The 19217-nt window shown below is 67.3% G+C and carries 17 protein-coding genes; 6 read left to right on the top strand and 11 right to left on the bottom strand.

Annotated elements, in window-relative coordinates:
* Positions 1 to 3: 3 nt before the first annotated feature.
* Genes E1261_RS08315 through E1261_RS08305 form a run of 3 tightly spaced genes read left to right on the top strand, consistent with a single transcriptional unit; the run spans position 4 to position 2894 of the window.
* Entirely contained in the window at positions 4 to 549 is a 546-nt protein-coding gene (locus E1261_RS08315) for a MauE/DoxX family redox-associated membrane protein (protein WP_132404446.1), read from the top strand.
* 12 nt (positions 550 to 561) lie between these two features.
* Complete coding sequence (locus E1261_RS08310) at positions 562 to 1086, top strand: TlpA family protein disulfide reductase (protein WP_132404444.1); 525 nt, start codon at positions 562 to 564, stop codon at positions 1084 to 1086.
* The gene (locus E1261_RS08305; RefSeq protein ID WP_132404442.1) at positions 1083 to 2894 is read left to right on the top strand and encodes an ABC transporter ATP-binding protein; all 1812 of its coding nucleotides are present in this window, start codon (positions 1083 to 1085) and stop codon (positions 2892 to 2894) included. The genes E1261_RS08310 and E1261_RS08305 overlap by 4 nt, the downstream gene beginning before the upstream one ends.
* Before the next feature lie 13 nt (positions 2895 to 2907).
* On the opposite strand, the gene E1261_RS08300 is transcribed toward E1261_RS08305, so the two are convergent.
* The 9 genes from E1261_RS08300 to E1261_RS08260 all read right to left on the bottom strand — a co-directional run bounded on the left by E1261_RS08300 (position 2908) and on the right by E1261_RS08260 (position 12184).
* The gene (locus tag E1261_RS08300) at positions 2908 to 3180 is read right to left on the bottom strand and encodes a hypothetical protein (protein ID WP_132404440.1); all 273 of its coding nucleotides are present in this window, start codon (positions 3178 to 3180) and stop codon (positions 2908 to 2910) included.
* A 37-nt stretch (positions 3181 to 3217) separates the two neighbouring features.
* Positions 3218 to 4249 carry an acetate/propionate family kinase gene (locus E1261_RS08295; protein ID WP_132404438.1) on the bottom strand — a complete coding sequence of 344 codons (1032 nt, stop codon included), beginning with the start codon at positions 4247 to 4249 and terminating at the stop codon, positions 3218 to 3220.
* Positions 4237 to 6597, bottom strand: a complete 2361-nt coding sequence (locus E1261_RS08290) for a phosphoketolase family protein (protein ID WP_132404503.1) — start codon at positions 6595 to 6597, stop codon at positions 4237 to 4239. Before E1261_RS08290 ends, E1261_RS08295 begins: the two co-directional genes overlap by 13 nt.
* Positions 6598 to 6599: 2 nt before the next feature.
* A complete protein-coding gene (locus E1261_RS08285) occupies positions 6600 to 8396 on the bottom strand; it encodes a thiamine pyrophosphate-requiring protein (RefSeq protein ID WP_132404436.1) in 1797 nt (598 codons plus the stop codon).
* A 16-nt stretch (positions 8397 to 8412) separates the two neighbouring features.
* Entirely contained in the window at positions 8413 to 8742 is a 330-nt protein-coding gene (locus E1261_RS08280; RefSeq protein WP_132404434.1) for a hypothetical protein, read from the bottom strand.
* Positions 8743 to 8835: 93 nt separating this feature from the next.
* Entirely contained in the window at positions 8836 to 9822 is a 987-nt protein-coding gene (locus E1261_RS08275) for a DNA topoisomerase IB (RefSeq protein WP_132404432.1), read from the bottom strand.
* A gap of 27 nt (positions 9823 to 9849) precedes the next feature.
* Positions 9850 to 10512, bottom strand: coding sequence for a DUF6766 family protein (locus tag E1261_RS08270; protein ID WP_132404429.1), 663 nt, complete (start codon positions 10510 to 10512; stop codon positions 9850 to 9852).
* The gene (locus E1261_RS08265; protein ID WP_132404426.1) at positions 10512 to 10898 is read right to left on the bottom strand and encodes a VOC family protein; all 387 of its coding nucleotides are present in this window, start codon (positions 10896 to 10898) and stop codon (positions 10512 to 10514) included. Before E1261_RS08265 ends, E1261_RS08270 begins: the two co-directional genes overlap by 1 nt.
* Positions 10895 to 12184, bottom strand: coding sequence for a cytochrome P450 (locus E1261_RS08260; protein ID WP_165952421.1), 1290 nt, complete (start codon positions 12182 to 12184; stop codon positions 10895 to 10897). The genes E1261_RS08265 and E1261_RS08260 overlap by 4 nt, the downstream gene beginning before the upstream one ends.
* Before the next feature lie 88 nt (positions 12185 to 12272).
* Here E1261_RS08260 and E1261_RS08255 point away from each other — a divergent pair, with 88 nt between their 5' ends.
* Positions 12273 to 13253: a TIGR03557 family F420-dependent LLM class oxidoreductase gene (locus tag E1261_RS08255; protein WP_132404420.1), complete on the top strand. Its 981-nt coding sequence runs from the start codon at positions 12273 to 12275 to the stop codon at positions 13251 to 13253.
* Here the strand turns inward: E1261_RS08255 and E1261_RS45170 are convergent.
* Positions 13246 to 13389, bottom strand: coding sequence for a GPGG-motif small membrane protein (locus E1261_RS45170; RefSeq protein ID WP_165952420.1), 144 nt, complete (start codon positions 13387 to 13389; stop codon positions 13246 to 13248). The genes E1261_RS08255 and E1261_RS45170 overlap by 8 nt on opposite strands.
* A 216-nt stretch (positions 13390 to 13605) precedes the next feature.
* Here E1261_RS45170 and E1261_RS45165 point away from each other — a divergent pair, with 216 nt between their 5' ends.
* Both E1261_RS45165 and E1261_RS08250 read left to right on the top strand, forming a co-directional pair.
* Positions 13606 to 13782 (top strand): hypothetical protein, encoded by a 177-nt coding sequence (locus E1261_RS45165; protein WP_165952419.1) that lies wholly within the window; start codon positions 13606 to 13608, stop codon positions 13780 to 13782.
* Between the two features lie 107 nt (positions 13783 to 13889).
* Complete coding sequence (locus E1261_RS08250; protein ID WP_132404417.1) at positions 13890 to 16160, top strand: rhamnogalacturonan lyase; 2271 nt, start codon at positions 13890 to 13892, stop codon at positions 16158 to 16160.
* Here E1261_RS08250 and E1261_RS08245 read toward each other — a convergent pair.
* A complete protein-coding gene (locus E1261_RS08245; RefSeq protein WP_202874474.1) occupies positions 16153 to 19068 on the bottom strand; it encodes a glycoside hydrolase family 3 protein in 2916 nt (971 codons plus the stop codon). The two genes, E1261_RS08250 and E1261_RS08245, sit on opposite strands and share 8 nt — an antisense overlap.
* Positions 19069 to 19217: the final 149 nt, after the last annotated feature.

Genomic DNA, 19217 nt, shown 5'->3' with positions numbered 1-19217 from the left:
GCGATGATCTACCTCTTGCTCGGTTGCTGTCTCTGTCTCGCCTTCGTCTTCGGACAGTCCGCCGCGAGCAAGACAGGCTCCAAGGCGTTCCGGGACTTCGCCGGATCGGCCGGTCCGCTGGAGATTCTGCCGACCGGTCTGCGTGTTCCGGCTGCCGCAGGCGTTGTCGTGGCCGAGGTGACACTGACCGTGGCACTGCTTGTCGGAGCCTTCTTCTCCCTGAGGTTCGTCGCGACGGCCGGCTTCCTCCTGGCCGTGCTTCTCCTCCTGGCCTTCACCGCCGCCATCGTGGTGACTCTGCGCCGCGGGATTCGCAAGCCCTGCAAGTGCTTCGGCGCCGCGACCACCCCGCTGGGCCGCGCCCACGTCGTACGGAACGTTCTGTTGCTGGCAGCCGCTGTCGCCGGACTCGTCGCAGGAGCAACGAGTACTGCGTCGGCCGAGCCGGCCGGAGTCGCCATCGCTGCTGTCGCCGGCCTCGTCGGCGGCTTGCTCGTCACGCGCTTCGACGATCTCGTCGAGCTGTTCGGTTCCCAAGCCATCGGTTAGAAGGAGAAGGCGTTGGTCATCCTGACGGTCGCCGTCGTGCTGGTCGCGGCGCTGGCGTTGCTCAACCTCGTGATCAATCTGGGGCTGGTCAAACGGCTCCGTGTTCACGCCGACCACCTCACCAAGCTCGTCAACAACCAGGGCCCCGGCCGCGACGTGGCCGGGGTTCCGATCGGCACGCCGATCGCTTCCTTCACCGCCACGACGGTCGACGGCCTGGAGGTCTCACCGGCCGGTGACATGCTGCTCGGGTTCTTCTCCACCACATGCTCGACCTGCGCCGAGAGCCTGCCTGGTTTCCTGACGTACGCCGAACCACTCGGCCGCGAACGGGTGATCGCGATCGCAGCGGGCTACGAGCCGGCCTTGACCGAGCTGACCGAGAAGTTGTCCAAGGTGGCTCAGGTGGTGATCGAGGCCGAGGACGGACCGGTCGCACGCGCGGTCGGAGTGAGCGCTACGCCGACCCTCGTGATCCTCGACGACAACCTGCGGGTGGTGTCGAGCGGATACCAGGCCGCCCAGCTGACGTCATGAGCATGCGCTCGGGCGCAGTCGCTTCACTCGCCCTGGCCTGGCGGGCATCCCCTGCAGCGTTCGCCGGATACGTGCTCGCAAGTGTCGGCAGTGGGCTCGCACCGGTCGCGGCGGCCTGGCTGACGAAGTTGGTGCTGGACCGGCTGGCCACCGGCGACGGAGGCCTGGTGCTACTCGCGATCGGGCTGGCGGCGGCCGGCCTCGCTGTCGCTGTGCTGGGCGAACTGATCCGCTACCTGTCGGCGGAGGTCTCCCGTCAGGTCACCGTGCTTTCGCGCGATCGCCTGTACGGCGCCACGGATCGGATGACTGGTCTGGCGAATCTCGAGGACCCGGTCTTCCGCGACCGGATGCGGCTGGCCGAGCAGCACAGTCAATCCGGTCCGGTGACCATCCTCGATGCGTTGATCGGCGGCCTGCAGTCGATCCTGACGCTGGCCGGCTTCACCGTCACCCTGATCGCGATCAGCCCCTGGATGGCGATCGTCGTACTGGTGGCTTCGGTCCCCGGGCTCTACGCCGAGTGGCAACTCAGCCGTCGCCGGGCCGCGCTGATGACCGGATTGAGTCCGACCGAGCGTCGGCAGTACTTCTACTCCGAGCTGATGACCGGGCTCGAAGCCGCCAAGGAGATTCGCCTGCTCGGTCTGGGCCGGCTGCTCCGGCGGCGGATGCTCAGCGAGCTCCGGACCACGAACGCAGCCAAGCGCCGGATCGACCGGCGCGACCTGCTTGTCCAGGGCGTGCTCGCCGCGCTGGGTGCTGTCATCGCCGGGGCCGGCCTGATCTGGGCGATCATGGCCGCCGGTGCCGGGCGGATCAGCCTGGGCGACGTCGCGGTGTTCGTCGCGGCCGTGGGCGGCGTGCAGGTGGCGTTGTCGGCACTGATCGCACGGTTCGGGATGGCGCACAACGCGCTGCTGATGTTCGAGCACTACCAGGCGGTGACCGAGGAACCCGCTGAGCTGGTTGTCGCCGGCGAGCCGATCGCAGCGCCCGAACTGCGGCACGGCATCGAGTTCCGGGACGTCTGGTTCCGGTACAGCGACGAGCATGCCTGGGCTCTGCAGGGCGTTGACCTGTTCGTTCCGTTCGGCCGGTCGACCGCACTCGTCGGGCACAACGGCGCCGGCAAGAGCACGATGGTCAAGCTGCTCTGCCGGTTCTACGACCCGACGCGGGGCGCAATCCTCTGGGACGGTGTCGATCTGCGGGAGCTCGACGTCACCGAGCTGCGCCGCCGGATCGGCGCGGTCTTCCAGGACTTCATGTGTTACGAGCTCAGCGCTGCCGAGAACATCGCGCTCGGCGAGGTTGACGGCACCGACGAACTGCGTGCGGACAGCCGCCCGCGGGTGGAGGCCGCGGCCGGCCGGGCCGGGATCGGCGAGGTGCTCGCGGAGCTACCGCACGGCTACGACACGATGCTGTCGCGGATGTTCTTCGACCAGGCGGACAAAGACGATCCGGCCACCGGCGTGCTGCTGTCCGGCGGCCAGTGGCAGCGGGTCGCGCTGGCCCGCGCCTTCCTCCGGGATCGCCGCGACCTGCTGATCCTGGACGAGCCGACGTCCGGACTCGACGCCGAAGCGGAGCACGAGATCCACACCGGCCTCGCTGCTCATCGCAGCGGCCGGACCAGCGTGCTGATCTCGCACCGGCTGGGCGCCGTCCGCTCCGCCGACCACATCGCTGTCCTGGTAGACGGCCGAATCGCCGAGCTGGGCACTCACGCAACCCTGATCGCCCACGACGGCACCTACGCCCGTCTCTTCGAGCTCCAGGCCTCCGGCTACACCACGACCTGACGCCGGACGAGTCCTACTGATCGTCTTCGGGGCTCAGGTCGATGCGTCGGGAGCGCACGAGCCAGAACGTGCCGACGCCGATGATCACTGCGACCGCGCCGACCGCGATCACCACCCAGGGGGCCTGGTTGTAGTCGTCGGGATCGGCGTCCTGCGGGGAGTTCGGGGTCGCTGTCACGGTTGGCGTCGGCGTGGGGGCCGCCGCCGCGACGCCCGCGCTGAGGAAGCATCCGCTCAGCACGATGATCAGCACCGCAGCCGCTAGGCGCCGGCTCAGGTAGCTCATGAACCGGCAGGTACCCAGTCAGTCGCGTTCCAGACAATCACCCACTGAGCAGTTGGCGGGCCTGCGCGGCCATGGTGAGGTCTTCACGCGCCGGTACGACGTACGCCCGGACAGGAGAGCCGGTTGCCGTGATGAGGTGGGCGGCGCTCTCGTTCGCTTCGGCATCGAGGACGATCCCGAGCCAGTCGAGTGCGCGGCAGGCGGCAGCGCGAACCGGCGCGGAGTGCTCACCGACGCCACCGGTGAAGACCAGCGCGTCGATGCCACCGAGGGCGGCGACCATCCGGGCGATCTCGCCGACGAGCCGATGCAGGTAGACGTCGTACGCGAGCCGGTTGCGGTCGTCGTCCAGCCCAGCCAGGACCTTCTCCAGATCACCGGAGCCGCTTAGCCCGAGCAGACCGGACTTGTGCTCGAGGGCGTCCGCGATCTCGTCCGCCTCGAGCCCACCGGCGGTCTGCAGCCAGAGCAGCAGGCCGGGATCCACCGAGCCCGACCGCGTCGCCATCACCAACCCGTCGACCGGGGTGAACCCCATCGTGGTGTCCACGGATACCCCGTGGTCGATGGCGCACAGCGACGCACCCGCGCCGAGGTGGCAGCTCACGATCCGCGCTGCGTCGACCGAGCGAGCGACGTACTCGTGGGAAAGGCCGTGGAAGCCGTACTTCCGCAGGCCGAAGCGCTCCCGCCACTCCACCGGCAGCGCGTACGTCGCCGCAGCCGCCGGGAGACTGCGATGGTACGACGTGTCGAAGCAGGCGAGCACCGGCCGATCACCCTGTCGGGACGCCCGGATCAGTTCGAGTGCTCGCGGTTGATGCAAAGGGGCCAACGGCACCAATTCCTCGATCGCCGCTTCCACCTCGTCATCCACCAGCACCGCGCCCTCGAACCGCGAACCGCCATGGACGACTCGGTGGACGATCGCATCAGCACTCAGCTCGGACAGCGCGTCGCCGGACCCGTCCCAATCCGAGATGGACCGCTCGTCCAGCACGGCGTCGTTCGGCCCGAGGACCCGCAGCTTGAGACTCGAGGACCCGGCGTTGACGATCAGAAGGTCCATCGCCAGTCCCGAACCTCCGGCAGATCCTCGCCGTACTCGGTGACATGCACGCGGTGCCGGGTGCGCTGGTCCGCGAAGTACTGCCGGGTCGACACCGCCCGCGTCCCGAGCGACGGCACCCGGTCGATCACATCCATCGCCAGGTGATAGCGGTCGAGGTTGTTCAGGACAACCATGTCGAACGGCGTGGTCGTCGTACCCTCCTCGATGTAGCCGCGGACGTGCAGGTTGTCGTGACCGTTCCGGCGGTAGGTCAGCCGGTGGATCAGCCACGGGTAGCCGTGGTACGCGAAGATCACCGGCTTGTCGGTCGTGAACAACGCATCGAACTCACGGTCCGGCAACCCGTGCGGATGCTCGGTCGCGTCCTGCAACCGCATCAGGTCTACCACGTTCACGACGCGAATCCGCAGCTCTGGCAGGTGTTCCCGCAGCAGGCTGACCGCGGCCAGCGTCTCCATCGTCGGTACGTCGCCCGCGCAGGCCATCACGACATCCGGATCGCCGTTGTCGTTGCTGGCGAAGTCCCAGACCCCGATCCCGCGTGCGCAATGCAGCGCGGCCGACTCCCAGTCCAGCCAGTTCGGCTGCGGTTGCTTGCCTGCGACAACGACATTGATGTAGTTCCGCGTCCGCAGGCAGTGGTCCATGGTCGAGAGCAACGTGTTCGCGTCCGGTGGCAGGTAGACGCGCACGACCTCGGCCTTCTTGTTCACCACATGGTCGATGAACCCTGGATCCTGATGCGAGAAACCGTTGTGGTCCTGCCGCCAGACATGCGAGGTGAGCAGGTAGTTCAGCGACGGGATCGGCCGCCGCCAGCCCACCCGGTTGATCGTCTTCAGCCACTTCGCGTGCTGGTTCACCATCGAATCCACGATGTGCACAAAGGCCTCGTACGACGAGAAGACCCCGTGCCGGCCAGTCAGCAGGTAGCCCTCCAACCAGCCCTGACACGTGTGCTCGCTGAGGATCTCGAGAACCCGGCCTTCCGGAGAGAGGTTCTCATCGGTGTCCCGGCGGTTGGCCAGCCAGGTCTTGTCCGTCACCTCGTAGACCGCGTTCAGCCGATTCGACTCGGTCTCATCCGGCCCGAACAGCCTTAAATTACTGGGATTCAGCACAAAGGTGTCCCGGAGGAAGGCGCCGAACACCTTCGTCGGATCACCGTCCTCAGCCCCCGGCGCCTTCACCGGTACGGCGTAGTCCGCGACCCGCGGTAGCATCAGATCACGCGCCACCAGCCCACCGTTCGCGTGCGGCGACGAGCCCATTCGCAGCTGCGGACCCGGCGCGAGGTCGAGCACGCTGGCAACCGGTCGACCGGCATCGTCGAACAACTCCTCCGGCCGGTAGCTGCGCAGCCAGGACTCCAACTGACGCAGGTGATCCTCGTTCGTCCTAACCCCGGACAACGGCACCTGATGCGACCGCCAGGTGTCCTCGATCGGATCACCGTCCACAGTCGCCGGCCCGGTCCAGCCCTTCGGCGTCCGCAGCACGATCATCGGCCAGGCCACCCGCGTCGGTGAAGTTGCTCGCGCCTCGTGCTGGATCTCGTCAATCCGATCCAGGCAAGCATCCAGCGCGGCCGCCAGCGCCTGATGCACCTCCGCCGGATCCGATCCCTCGACCAGATACGGCTCGTGACCGTACCCGCGCAACAGCGAGGTCAGCTCCTCATCGCCGATCCGCGCCAGCACCGTCGGGTTGGCAATCTTGTAGCCGTTCAGATGCAGGATCGGCAGTACGGCCCCATCCCGCGCCGGGTTGAGGAACTTGTTCGAGTGCCACGAGGCCGCCAACGGGCCAGTCTCCGCCTCGCCGTCACCAACTACACACGCCACGACCAACTCCGGGCTATCCGCGGCAGCGCCGTACGCGTGACTCAGCGAGTAGCCCAGCTCACCGCCCTCGTTGATCGACCCGGGGACGTCGGCCGCGACATGACTGGGGATGCCGCCGGGGAAGGAGAACTGCTTGAACAACCGAGCCATCCCCTGCTCGTCCTGGCCGGTGTTCGGATACGCCTCCGTCCAACTGCCTTCGAGCCAGGTGTGCGCAACGATCGCCGGGCCACCGTGCCCGGGCCCGGTCACCATCATGAAGTCCCGGTTCCGTTGCCGGATCACCCGGTTCAGATGGGTGTAGACCAGGTTCAGGCCAGGCGTCGTACCCCAGTGGCCGAGCAGTCGTGGCTTGATGTGCTCGGGCCGCAACGGCTCCTTGAGCAGCGGGTTCGCCAGCAGGTAGATCTGCCCCACCGACAGGTAGTTGGCAGCCCGCCAATAGGCGTCGATCCCCTGCAGTTCGTCGTCGCTCAGCGGCCGGGCCTCGACCTGCGGCATCGTCACGAATCTCCTCCTCGACCGGGCAGGAACTCCTGGATCTTCGACTTCACGCCTTCCTTGATCACATCGACGCGATCCGAGTCACCGCGGACGATCGACTCCAAGGACTTCTCCAGCTGGTCCCACGTCGCGTGCGGCGGAATCGGCGGTACGGCGGGATCGGTCACGAACTCGACCACGCACGGCCGGTCCGCAGCCAGCGCCTCCTCCCAGGCCGGCGCCACCTCCTCCGGTTTGGCCGCCAGGACGCCCCGAAGTCCGAGACTGCGCGCGTAATCGGCGTACGGGAAGTCCGGCAGCTCCTGCGACGGGAGGAACTGTGGTGAGCCGCCCATCGCCCGCAGCTCCCAGGTCACCTGGTTGAGATCGTTGTTGTGCAGTACGGCGACGATCAGCCGCGGGTCATCCCAGTCCTGCCAGTACTTCGCGATCGTGATCAGCTCGTTGATGCCGTTCATCTGCATCGCACCGTCACCGACCAGCGCGATACACGGACGACCGAGCCGGCCGAACTTCGCGCCGATCACATACGGGACGCCCGGTCCCATCGTGGCCAGCGTGCCGGACAACGAGCCGCGCATGTCGTCACCGAAGCGGAGGTGCCGCGCGTACCAGTTCGCGGCCGAACCGGAGTCGGCCGTCACGATCGCATCCGCGGGCAGGCGGGACGACAGCTCGTGGAAGACGAGCTCGGGATTCACCGGATCCGCCGAGGTCTTGGCCCGCCGTTCCATCACCTCCCACCAGCGGCCGACGTTGCTCTCGACGGTTTCGCGCCAGGAGCGGTCGACCTTCCGTTCCAGCAGCGGAATCAACCGCCGAAGCGTCGCGGCCGAGTCGCCGACGAGGTTGACCTCGAACGGGTACCGCATCCCGATCATCGTCGGGTCCTGGTCGATCTGGACCGCCCGCGCCTTCCCGTACTCGGGCAGGAACTGGCTGTACGGGAAGTTCGACCCGACCACCAGCAAGGTGTCGCAGTCCCGCATCAACTCGTACGACGGCCTGGTCCCGAGCAGGCCGATCGATCCGGTGACCCACGGATGCTCATCGGACAGCACGTCCTTACCCAGCAAGGCCTTCGCCACACCCGCACCCAGCAGGTCGGCGACCGTGGTGACCTCGGCACGCGCCTCCCGAGCGCCTTGCCCGATCAGGATCGCGACCTTCTCGCCGGCGTTCAGCACCTCGGCCGCCCGGTGCAGACCGTCGTCGGAGGGCACCGCGGCCGACCAGGTCAGGTCGAGGCTCGACGGCACCATCTTGAACTCGTGCGAAGGGGCGACGTACTCGAGCTCCTGTACGTCGGCCGGCACCACGACCGCTGTGACGGTACGGCGGGAGGCCGCGATCCGGATCGCGCGGTCCAGCACGTTCGGCAACTGCTCGGGGACCAGGACCTGCTGGCAGTATTCGTTCGCGACGTCCTTGAACAGGGACATCAGGTCGACTTCCTGCTGGTAGTTCCCACCGAGCGCGGATCGCGCGGTCTGCCCGACGATCGCCACGACGGGCACGTGGTCGAGTTTGGCGTCGTACAGGCCGTTCAGCAGGTGGATCGCGCCGGGGCCGCTGGTCGCCGTACAGACGCCGACCCGGCCGGTGAACTTCGCGTACCCGACCGCTTCGAAGGCCGACATCTCCTCGTGCCGGGCCTGCACGAACCGGGGCTGGTCACCGGCCCGTTCCCAGGCCGACAACAGCCCGTTGATCCCGTCCCCGGCGTACCCGAAGACGTGGTCGACACCCCACTCCCGCAGTCGTTGCAGCATCACGTCCGCGACCGTGGTCGTCATACAACTGCTCCTTCCGTCAGAAGCCCAGGGTGGCCAGCAGTTCCAGTACCTCGGGGGTCGACGCCGTCACATCCAGATGGCAGCTGGCCGACCAGCAGCGGCGCTCAGCCACATCAAGGAGATGCGGCAGCACCTCGTGATCAACCGGACCCAGCCCGGCCTCCAGAGCGATCACCACGCGGCGGGTCCGCCGGTCGCAGACATCAACCAGTAGCTCGCGCACCGCAGCCGACACCGCCTCGCTCAGCTGCGCATCGATGATGATCCGGACCTGGGAGCCGACGCGCTCCAGGCGCACCCCCGGATCATTCGCTGGCTCGTACGTCTCGTGCTCAAGAACCGTCATGGACCCCGACCTCCGCCATTGCATGCCGAACCCGCCCCTGCCTGACGAGTCGTTTGCCGGTACCCACACCGGGCGGGCGCAATCAGCGTTTTGTCAGCGGCGGTCGCGGTCGAGGAGGCGGTTGGTGGCGCGTTCGAGGCTGGCTCGGGTCTCGGGGTCGTCCAGGTCCTCTCCGGCGCGGCGGACGGCGGCAGTGATGGTGTGACCGTGTTCGTACTGCTCGATCACCCGAGGATCGACGTACGACGCTCTGGCCACGGCCGGGGTATTGCCGAGATGCTCCGAAACTTCCTCCAGCATGTCGCCGATCGAGTTGTCGGCCTCGGCCAGGTCGACGGCGGCGTGCACGGTGGCTGTCCAGGTCCGCAGATCCTTGACGGTGTACTCCTCGCCGACCAGCTCCTGGAAGCGTTCGTTGACATCGTCGGCATCGATCTCGTGATAGCCGGCCTTGTCGCGGTAGACCAGCAGCCGCGAGCTCTTCGACCGGGCGCGCTTCAGCGAGCGCAAGGCGGTGGCGAGGCGGTCGTCCTCGAGTTCGATCGTGCGCTGCACACCGCCCTTGGCGACGAAATCGAAGACCACTTTGCCCTTGCTGACCCGTACGTCGTCGCGCAGCAGCGTGGCCGCCGCGCGGCTCCCGGAGTCGTCGGCGTACTCGGTGTTGCCGGTCCGGAAGACGCCGTGATCGAGCATCCGCAACGCGACGGCCAGGACCTTCTGCCGGCCCAGACCGCGAGCGCACAGATCCGCGTCCACGGTCTCCCGGAAGGCCGGCAGCCGCCGGGACAGCTGGCGGACCCGATCGTGCTTGTCGGCATCCTGCGCCGTCCGCCAGTCGTCGTGGTACAGGTACTGCCGCCGCCCGGCCTCGTCGGTACCGAGCGCCTGGATGTGGCCGTTCGGGTAGGGGCAGATCCACACGTCCGTCCAGGCCGGCGGGATCGCCAGTGCCCGGATCCGCTCGATGACATCGGCATCGCCGATGACGTTGCCCTTGGCATCCAAATAGCTGAAGCCACGCCCGCGGCCCCGGCGGGTGAAGCCGGGTTTGTCGGGATGGCTACGGCGAAGTCGCATGCCACCCGGTACCCGATCCTGGCGAAGTCAGCTACCGGTTTCGCTGTTCGGGGCGTGGACCGGCTTGGACTGCGCCGACTTCCGCTGCCGCAGGTAGATGGATCCGCCGACGATCGCGGCGACCGCGAGGAACTCGCTCTGCCAGTTCTGGAACGACTCGAACCAGAACTGCGACGTACCGACGTACTGCCAGGCACTGACCGCCTCACCACCGTGGAGCTGCTGATCCTCGCTGTACGCACCCGCGCCGGTCACAGCATGCAGCCAGAACGACAGCAGGAACACGATGCCGAAGGCAATCGCCAGCGAGTTCTCGTACAGCTTCAGTACCAGCTCGGAGCCGTGGCGCACCGGCCACGGCGCCTTCGGATCGTCGCGGTGCTTGCGTGGATCCTCGTCCTGCGGCACGGCCTCGTCGATCGGCCGCGACTCCGCGGAACCCTTCTGCACCAGGAAGGTCGTGAGCAGCACGTACATCCCCATCTGCAGGAACTCCGACTCCCAGTTCTCGAAGACGGTCTCCCCGAACGCCGACGAACCGGCGTACTCGACCAGCGACTGCGCCGGCTGCCCGTGGTCGGCCAGCTCCTCGTTCTCATGCGCGTGTCCGGTCAGCAGTACGCCGATCAGGAACACGGCGAACAGTCCCAGATTCACCAGCAGCAACGCGCGCAACCGCGCCCAACGCATCACTCGACCATGATGACGCAGAATTCGTTGCCTTCGGTGTCACGCAGCACGATGAAATCGTGTTCGTCGGGGTACGGCCAGTCGTCGACCTTGGTGGCACCGAGCTTCAGCAGCCGCTCGATGTGGTGATCGCGCTCGGAGGTGTAGAGGTCCAGGTGCACCGGCGTGGGCGGGTCCGGGATGGCGTCGGTCTGCTGGAGCAGTACCTCGGGCCCGGTGCGGGCCGGGTCGTTCAGGCGCGCGAAGTGGTCGGTGTCGCCGATCTCCTTCTCGTGGGTGTAGCCGAGGGCGGCCGCCCAGAACTCAGCGGCCCGCTTCAGGTCGGTGGCGTTGACGCAGACCGTCGCGAGCCGGAGGTCGCCGATCTCGGCCGGGCGTGCAGTCATGCCTTCCTCCAGAAAGCCAGGCGGGGGTGGGTGTGGTCGAACGTCTTCGGCATCGGGCCGGCCAGCAGGTGGCGGGTCTGGGGATCGAGGTCGAGCGTGTTCCGGTCGAGCAGGTGGCTGACCGCGCTGCTGGTCGTGAGCAGTACGACGTTCTCCCCGGGGCAGCGGGCAGGTCCCTCGCTGAACGGGATGATCGGCCAGTCGCCTTCGGCGCGCCCGTCGAGCCAGACGTCCGGTTCGAAGCGGTCGGCGAACTCCAGCGCTTCGTCGTCACGGTGGAACACCGAGCTGACGATGGCGAACTCGGTCCCCGCAGGCAGGGTGTGGCCGCGCCACTCGGTGTCGGTCCGCGACTCCCGCAGTACGACGAGGGTGGTCGGCCAGAGCCGAAGCGATTCCTGTACGGCGCCTCCCGCGACTGCGAGTAGCGGCGACGACTCCGGGTGCCGGGCTTCGGTGGTGATGCGCTCGACCAAGTCCGGCCGGGTCGCCAGCACGGCCAGGGCACGCCAGACCGCGATCCCGGCGGCGTCGTACGCGAACAGCCAGTGCGGGACCTGGCCTGCGGGATCGGCGTCACCGTCCTTCCGAGGCAGCATCGCGACCAGACTTCCGGGTTCGGCGGCATCGACGTACCGGCTGATGGCTTGAGCGAAGCGTCGCCGTACGGCGTGCTGTCGCGGGGCGAACTCGGCCCAGTTCGCGGCCGCTCGGAGCTTGTCCAGCTCGTCGGTCACCGTGGTGTCGTCGCGGGCGGCATCGCCGAGGACGATCCGCCGGACGAGTTGCGACCAGACCTCCCGGAATTCGTTCCATCCAAGGGTTTCCTGCAGGCGGTCCATCTCTTCGTGAACAACCGCCTGCATGCGCTCCGCGTGCCGATGAACCGGCTGGCTGGTTTGGAGCGCCTCCTCGTTGAGCTTCCGGCGCGGCCAGCGGTCCGGCGGATCGGAGGCGAGCACCGCATGCGGCTGGAAGTGCCTGAGTGCACCCACCTTCTCGGTAGTTGCCGCCGAGAACGGTGTCGGCGTCATGCTCAGCACACGGTGCACGTCCTCGGGTTCGGTGACCAGGGCAACGGTCCGCCCGGCAATCCGGATCGGGACCGGACCGCCGTCGTACCGCTTGCGCAGCCGCCGTACCTCCCGCAACGCCCGCTCATCCACCTGCAACCGCTCGGCAAGGTGCATGAGCCGCGGCCGTCGCAGGATGGCACCACGTGCCACCACAGGCAGGAGTACGTCGCCGATCGCGCGACTCGCATCCAGTAACGAGGCAGAAGGCATCTGATCCGGCATGCCTCCGCCGGTTCCCGGCCGGCGGCCGCTGAAACGATCGGTTTGTCCGCTGTGGCAGCCGGTAACCGGCGGGGTCATGAAACTGGGATTCAAACTGATTGCCGAGGCCTACGGGCCGCTGGAGATCGTCGAGCAAGCCGTGCGGGCGGAGGCGGCCGGCTTCGACTTCGTCGAGGTCAGCGACCACTTCCATCCGTGGGTGAGTGAGCACGAGCACTCCGGGTTCGCGTTCTCGATGCTGGCCGCGATCGCCGCGCGGACCACGCAGCTCGAGCTGGCGACCGGCGTGACGTGTCCGTTCATCAGGTATCACCCGGCCGTGGTCGCCCAGATGGCTGCCACCACAGCGATCCTGTCGGGCGGGCGGTTCACGCTCGGCGTCGGCGCGGGTGAGCGACTGAACGAGCATGTGGTCGGCGCTGGGTGGCCGGCCGTTGCGACTCGGCACGAGATGCTTCGCGAGGCGCTGGAGATCATTCGTCTGCTCTGGGCAGGCGGCTACCAGTCATACAGCGGCAAGCACCTACAGCTGGAAGACGCGCGGGTGTTCGATCTGCCGGACGTTCTGCCGCAGATCGCCGTGGCTGCGGGTGGTCCGTCGGCCGCGCGCATCGCCGGTGAGCTTGGCGATGCGCTGTTCGTGACCGAGCCCAAGGGCGAGCTGATCACGGCGTACGAGAAGGCTGGTGGCAGCGGGCCCAAGTACGCCGAGGTCCCGCTCGCCTGGGCGCCTTCCGCCGACGACGCGGCCGAGTCCGCCCGGCGGTTGTTCCGCTTCGGACTCACTGGCTGGAAGGTTCAGGCCGAACTCCCCAACCCGGTGAACTTCGACGCCGCGACCACGTTGGTGACCGCAGACCACCTGCGCGAACAATTTGCCTGCGGCCCCGATGTGGACCGGCACGTCGAGGTCGCACGGCAGTTCGCTGAGGCCGGCTACGACCACCTCGCGCTGATCAACGCCGGGCCGGACATGGACGGGTTCTTCGGCTTCTTCACCGACGAACTCGGCCCGGCGCTGCGATCCGCCGTACCGGCTTCAAGCTCTTCTAGGTGAACAGGCTGACGCCGCCCGGCCCGACCAGCAGGCCGACCACGATGAGCACGATTCCCCAGGTCAAGGCGCCCCGGACGATCGAAACGATTCCGGAGATCACCAGGATCGCTGCGATGAGCCACAACACGAAGTCCATCAGATATCCCTTCGTTCAAGCCGGCAGACCTTCTACCGGCGTCCCCGAGATCGCAGATCCGGTACCCGGGCCCATGCGTGATTCGGCCTGGGTACCGGCGGTCGCAGGAGTGCTGAGCTTCATTGCGGTCGCGTGAAGATGCGGAGTCGCTGTAACGAACGCTTGAACTCCAGCGATGGTGCAAGCGGAAACCCCCAACGGCAGTTCGGGATTGACTTGTTCAACGAGACCAATGAGCCGAAGCGGACCGGCACCACCTCCGGTCATGACTTCGTCACCGATCCGGGTGACGGCCTGCTCTACTGCACCCAGTGCCCGATGGTCGCCTACGACCTCGCCGACGCCGCCACCGAGCCGGAGTGCCCACTCCCGCTGGAGTCCTGGTCCGCCTAGCCCGGGCACCGCGCGACCGATTGCGGACAGGATCGTCGACAGGGTGGCGGCAGCACGCTAGCTTCCTGGAAAACGCTTGCCGCCACTCTCGCACCGAAGGATCCGCCATGACCTTCCGACGAGCTGCCACTCTTGTTCTCGCCGCCCTGCTCGCGGCCACAGCCACCACCAGTACGACGTACGCGCGGCCGCCCTCCTCGGCCGACATCGCCTCCAAACCCGGTCCCCGCCTCGAGAAGCTCGATCGCGGTCTGGTCGCGACCACCACCAGCGAGGGCGTCTTCCTGAGCTGGCGACTGCTCGGCAAGGAGGCGACGAGCCGGACCGACCACGGCCTGGCCGGGACCGACTTCGCCGTCTACCGCGACGGCAAGCGGCTGGCCACAGTCACCGACAGCACCAACTACCTCGACAAGGCAGGTACGCCGACCTCGCAGTACCGGGTTGTCTCGTTGGTGAACGGTCGCGAGCGGGACCGCAGCGACTACGTCACCCCGTGGTCCGGTGGGTACCGCGAACTGCCGCTCCGCAAGCCCGCCGACGGCGTCACGCCGGCAGGTGAGGCGTACACGTACCACGCCAACGACCTGAGCGTCGGCGACGTGGACGGCGATGGGGAGTACGAGTACGTCGTGCTCTGGAACCCGTCGAACGCCAAGGACGTCTCCCAGATCGGCTACACCGGCAACGTCTACCTCGACACGTACAAGGCTGACGGCCAACTGCTGCACCGGCTGGACCTGGGCGTGAACATCCGGGCCGGCGCGCACTACACGCAGTTCCTGGTCTACGACTTCGACGGCGACGGTCGCTCGGAGATGATGCTGAAGACTGCGCCCGGTACCAAGACGACCAGGTATGCGAAGTCGGGGGAGATCCAGTCCGAGCGCTACATCACCATGCCGGCGGCGGATCGCCGTACCGGCTATAGCCATCAGGACGACTACCGGGTCAGCAAGAGCGGGTACCACGAGCACCTGGTCGGCATGTTCCAGCAGTGGCAGGACCAGCCCGACGTGAAGAGCGGGCAGTGGCCTGCGACGTTGGAGGCCGCGTTCGGCATCGCGCCGAAGTATCAGTATCCGCTCAACCGTGCGGACGCCGTGGCGCTCGTCGACTACTTCATGGACGTCTATGCGCCCAGCCGGAGCACGCGCAATCTGCTCCGCAACTTCGAGGGCTTCATCCTGAAGGGTCCGGAGTACCTGACCGTCTTCGACGGCCTGACCGGCCGCGAACTCCAGACAACCCGCTACGAACCCGGACGAACCGACGACGGCCTCCGCTGGGGTGACTACGCGATGGCCCGGATCGAACCTGGCAACCGGGTCGACCGCTTCCTGGCCGGCGTCGCCTACCTGGACGGATCCCGTCCCTCCGCAGTCTTCGCGCGCGGCTACTACACCCGTACGACGCTCGCCACCTACGGCTGGAACGGCCGGCGGATCACCAAGGGCTGGTCCGTCGACAGCGGCTGGACCCCGATGACGAACCCCTTCAACGACGGCCCGCATGGGCGTGACGGCACCGACCCGACGTACGGATCCATTACTACACAGGGATTCCACTCGCTGAGTGCGGCCGACGTCGACGGCGATGGGAAGCAGGAGATCGTCTACGGCTCAGCCACCATCGACGACGACGGCAGCCTGCTCTACAGCTCGACGGACGTGATGCCGCCGGGCAGCGTGAACCCTGGTTCGATCGCACGGCTCGGGCACGGCGACGCCATGCATGTAACGGATATCGACCCGCAGCGCCCCGGCCAGGAGATCTTCACGGTCCACGAGGGCGGCACCTATGCGCCGTACGGCTATGCCCTGCGAGACGCGGCCACCGGCAAGACCATCTACGGCGAGTACTCCGGGAAGGACACCGGGCGCGGCATGATCGGCGACATCGACCCGTCGCAGCCCGGCCACGAGACCTGGGCCATGCGACTCCGCACCGCGGACGGCGACGCCCTCGGTACGACGTCCCCGGGCACGAACGCGAGTATCCGTTGGGCCGCCGACATGACCACGCAGATCGTCGACGGCGCCCTCGCCGTCACCCCGACCATCAAGGACTGGCGCCGCGGCACCCTCCTGACCGCCGACGGCACCCAAACCAACAACCACACCAAGGGCAATCCGTCCCTGGTGGCGGACATCCTCGGCGACTGGCGCGAGGAGCTACTCGTCCGCACCACCGACAGCAGCGCAATCCGCATCTACCTCAGCACCGAGGTCACCGACCGCAAGCTCTACACCCTGATGCACGACCCCCAGTACCGCGTAGAGGTCGCACGCCAGAACACCGCCTACAACCAGCCGTCGTACACCAGCTTCTACCTAGGCTCCGACACCGACTGGTCGAAAGTCCCGCTGGTCAAGTGATGGTGAGGTCGCGGATGTTCGTGCCGGCGTCGGTGAAGACGAGGTAGACGTCACGGACACCGCGGGTCAGCCGGCGGTCCAGCTGGGCCGTTGTCGTGGTCCAGCTGTAGTGGTCTGCGGTCGCGGGCACGGTCAGGGTGCCTGCGAGGGGACCTGTGGGACTGCCGAGGCGAATCTCTGCCTTGGCAGTTCCTGCCGCGGATCGGGACACGGTGGCTTCCAGGCGGGTGGCACCGCGGTTCAGCTGGACGTCGTGGAAGGCAATCCAGTCGCCTGCTGCGATCTTGCCGACCGCATCGCCGCGAACCTTGGCTGCGTCGATGAACTCGACACCCGAGTAGTCGTCGAAGTCCGACGCCGCGGTACGGCGACTCAGGTCCCTGGGCGGGATGACCTCGCCGCGGACCAGAACCGTCGTACGGGCTCTGATGTCGGCCGACGAACTGCCGACCTGCACGCCCTGCAAGGCCGACTCGACCGTCCACTTGTTGCGGGTCACGTCCCAGAAGGCCAGGTCGCTCGCCTTGACGTCGAAGGAGACGGTACGCCGTTGGCCGGGCGCGAACGTGAGTCGCTGGAACCCGCGCAGTGTCTTGATCGGCTGGGCCACTCGTGAGGTGCGCTGCGCGGTGTAGAGCTGGACGACTTCCTCGCTCGCCGTGCGGCTGGTGTTGGTGACGTCGACGCTGACCTTGAGTCGTCCGTTCGCCGCGACAACCGGTGAGGCTTGGAGACCGTCGTACCGGAACTTGCCGTAGGTCAGGCCGTGGCCGAACGGGTAGAGCGCGCGCGGCCGGTGGTACTGGTAGGTCCAGCCTGCCTTGATCACGTCGAAGTCGAGCGGATCCGGCAGTTCCTCGTCCGTGCGGTACCACGTCTGCGGAAGCCGGCCCGACGGCGCATAGTCGCCGTACAAGACATCGGCGAGCGCTCGGCCGGTCTCCTGGCCCGCATGCGAGGTCCACAAGACCGCCTTGGCCCCCGACCAATCTCCGGTCAACGGGTAGCTGCTCTCCAGCACCACAACGGTTCTGGGGTTCGCAGCAGTGACGGCCTTCACGATCGCCTGCTGGCCGGCCGCCAACGCGGTGTCCTGACGGTCGTCGTCCTCGCGCCCGTTGACGAACGGGTTGCTGCCGACCACGACGACCGCGGTGTCCGCTTTCTTCGCGGCTTCCACGGCGGCCGCCGTACCGCTGACGAGAACCTCTCGCGTGAACTGCGCCGCGGTGTCCGGCGTGGCCGCGCCGATGGCGAGCTTCCCGTCGGGCTGGACCACGATGTACTGGTTAGGGCCGTTCCACGGTTCCTTGATCTCGTTGCCGCGGTAATGCAGAACATAGTTGCCATTGGCCACCTTCACCAGGCGGAACTGCTGCTGGACGAACCAGCCGTTCGGCTTGTCCTGGTTGTTCACCAACTCGCTGCCGCTCCGCGAGACGTACTTGCCGTTGGCCGCCGCACGCAGCGCGAGGGTGTCGCCACCCCAGTCGAAGACATCCAGCCCCTGCGCCGATCCAGCGGTGTCCGCGTCGGCGGCCAGGGCGCCACCAGCAGCACCGGCCGGAGCGGTCACATACTTGCCGTTGGCAACGGACCGCAGTGCGATCCGGTCCACACCTTCGGTCGCCGTGACCGTACTGCCCGCGCCGAGTCGCTCGGCGATACCGGCCCGCGGGGTGATCCGGTACGGCATCGTCCCGGAGTACCAGTCTTCGTAGATGGAGTCGGCCAACTGGCCGATCACCGCGACGTTCTTGGTGCGGGCGGGCTTGAGCGGCAGGGCCTGATTCTTGTTCTCGAGCAGAACCATCTGCTTGCGCGCAGCCTCGCGGGCCAGTGCACGGTGGGCGGGGTTGTCGATGGTGTCCGGCCCGATCTTCTCGTACGGGTTCCGCCCCGCCGGATCGAATTCGCCCAACCGGAAACGCACCGAGAGCAGGTGTCGGACCGCATTGTCGATGTCAGCCTCGGTGAGCAGCCCTTGAGCCAACGCCTGCTTCACCGCAGCGACCGTCGGACCACCGTTGGCGTCGTTCTCGGTGAAGCTGTCGAGACCGGCCTTGATCGCCGCGGCGTTGGCCTCGACCGGCGTCGGATAATACTTCTGCGAGCCACTGATGTTCCCAGCACCCGAGGCGTCGCCGACGATCATCAGCTCATCGGCCGACCACGACCGCACCGTCTCGTTCAGCTCGGGTGACACGTGGGTCGGGCGCCCGTTGACCAGGTTGTAGGACGCCATCACGCCAGTGGCCGCTCTTGCGGTCAGCGCCGGCTGGAACGCCTTGTACTCATACTCATGCAGCACCCGGGGCGGCACACTCGCCGACACCCGGCTCCGATCCGCCTCGACGTTGTACGCGGCAAAGTGCTTCAGGGTCGGCGCCGTCTTGAGATACCGCGGGTCGTCACCTTGCAGACCACGCCCGTACGCCGTCGCGATCTCACTCGTCAGCAACGGATCCTCGGCGTACCCCTCCTCGTTGCGCCCCCACCGGGGATCGCGCAGCTGGTTCACCACCGGGGCCCACAGATTCAGCCCGTTCTTCGCCGGATCGAGCTTGTTGAACCCGCGCGCCTCATCGCCGACAGCCGCACCGACCCGCTTGATCAACCCCGGATCCCACGTACTGCCAAGCCCCACAGCCTGCGGAAACACCGTCGCCTTCCCCAACCAAGCCACCCCGTGCAGTGCCTCGGTACCAGTCTTGAACGACGCGATCCCCAGCCGCGGAATCGCCGGCTGGTACTGATGCAGCAGCGAAACCTTCTCATCCAGCGTCAACCGCCCAGTCAGATCCCCCAACCGGGTTGCGAGCGGAAGCTCCGGATCCCGAAACGGCAGCACCCCCTCAGCCCGCGCGGGTTGCCCCACCAGAAACGCAGGAACAAGCAACAGCGCCACCAGGGCGCTCCCAACTCGACGGCGATAGCTCACGGCGGTCCCCTCCACGAAGTGTCGAAGCGCTTCGACTATCAACGCACCAACTCCCACCGTCAAGACCGAAGCACTCGCAAGAACCGCAGGAACGCGTTCCCACCCTCCCCCGACAG

Origin of the sequence: Kribbella albertanoniae, from assembly GCF_004348455.1 — a bacterium.
Lineage (GTDB): Bacteria > Actinomycetota > Actinomycetes > Propionibacteriales > Kribbellaceae > Kribbella > Kribbella albertanoniae.
Note: the sequence above shows the minus strand (reverse complement) of the source record. Positions and strands in the feature narration are given on the sequence as shown.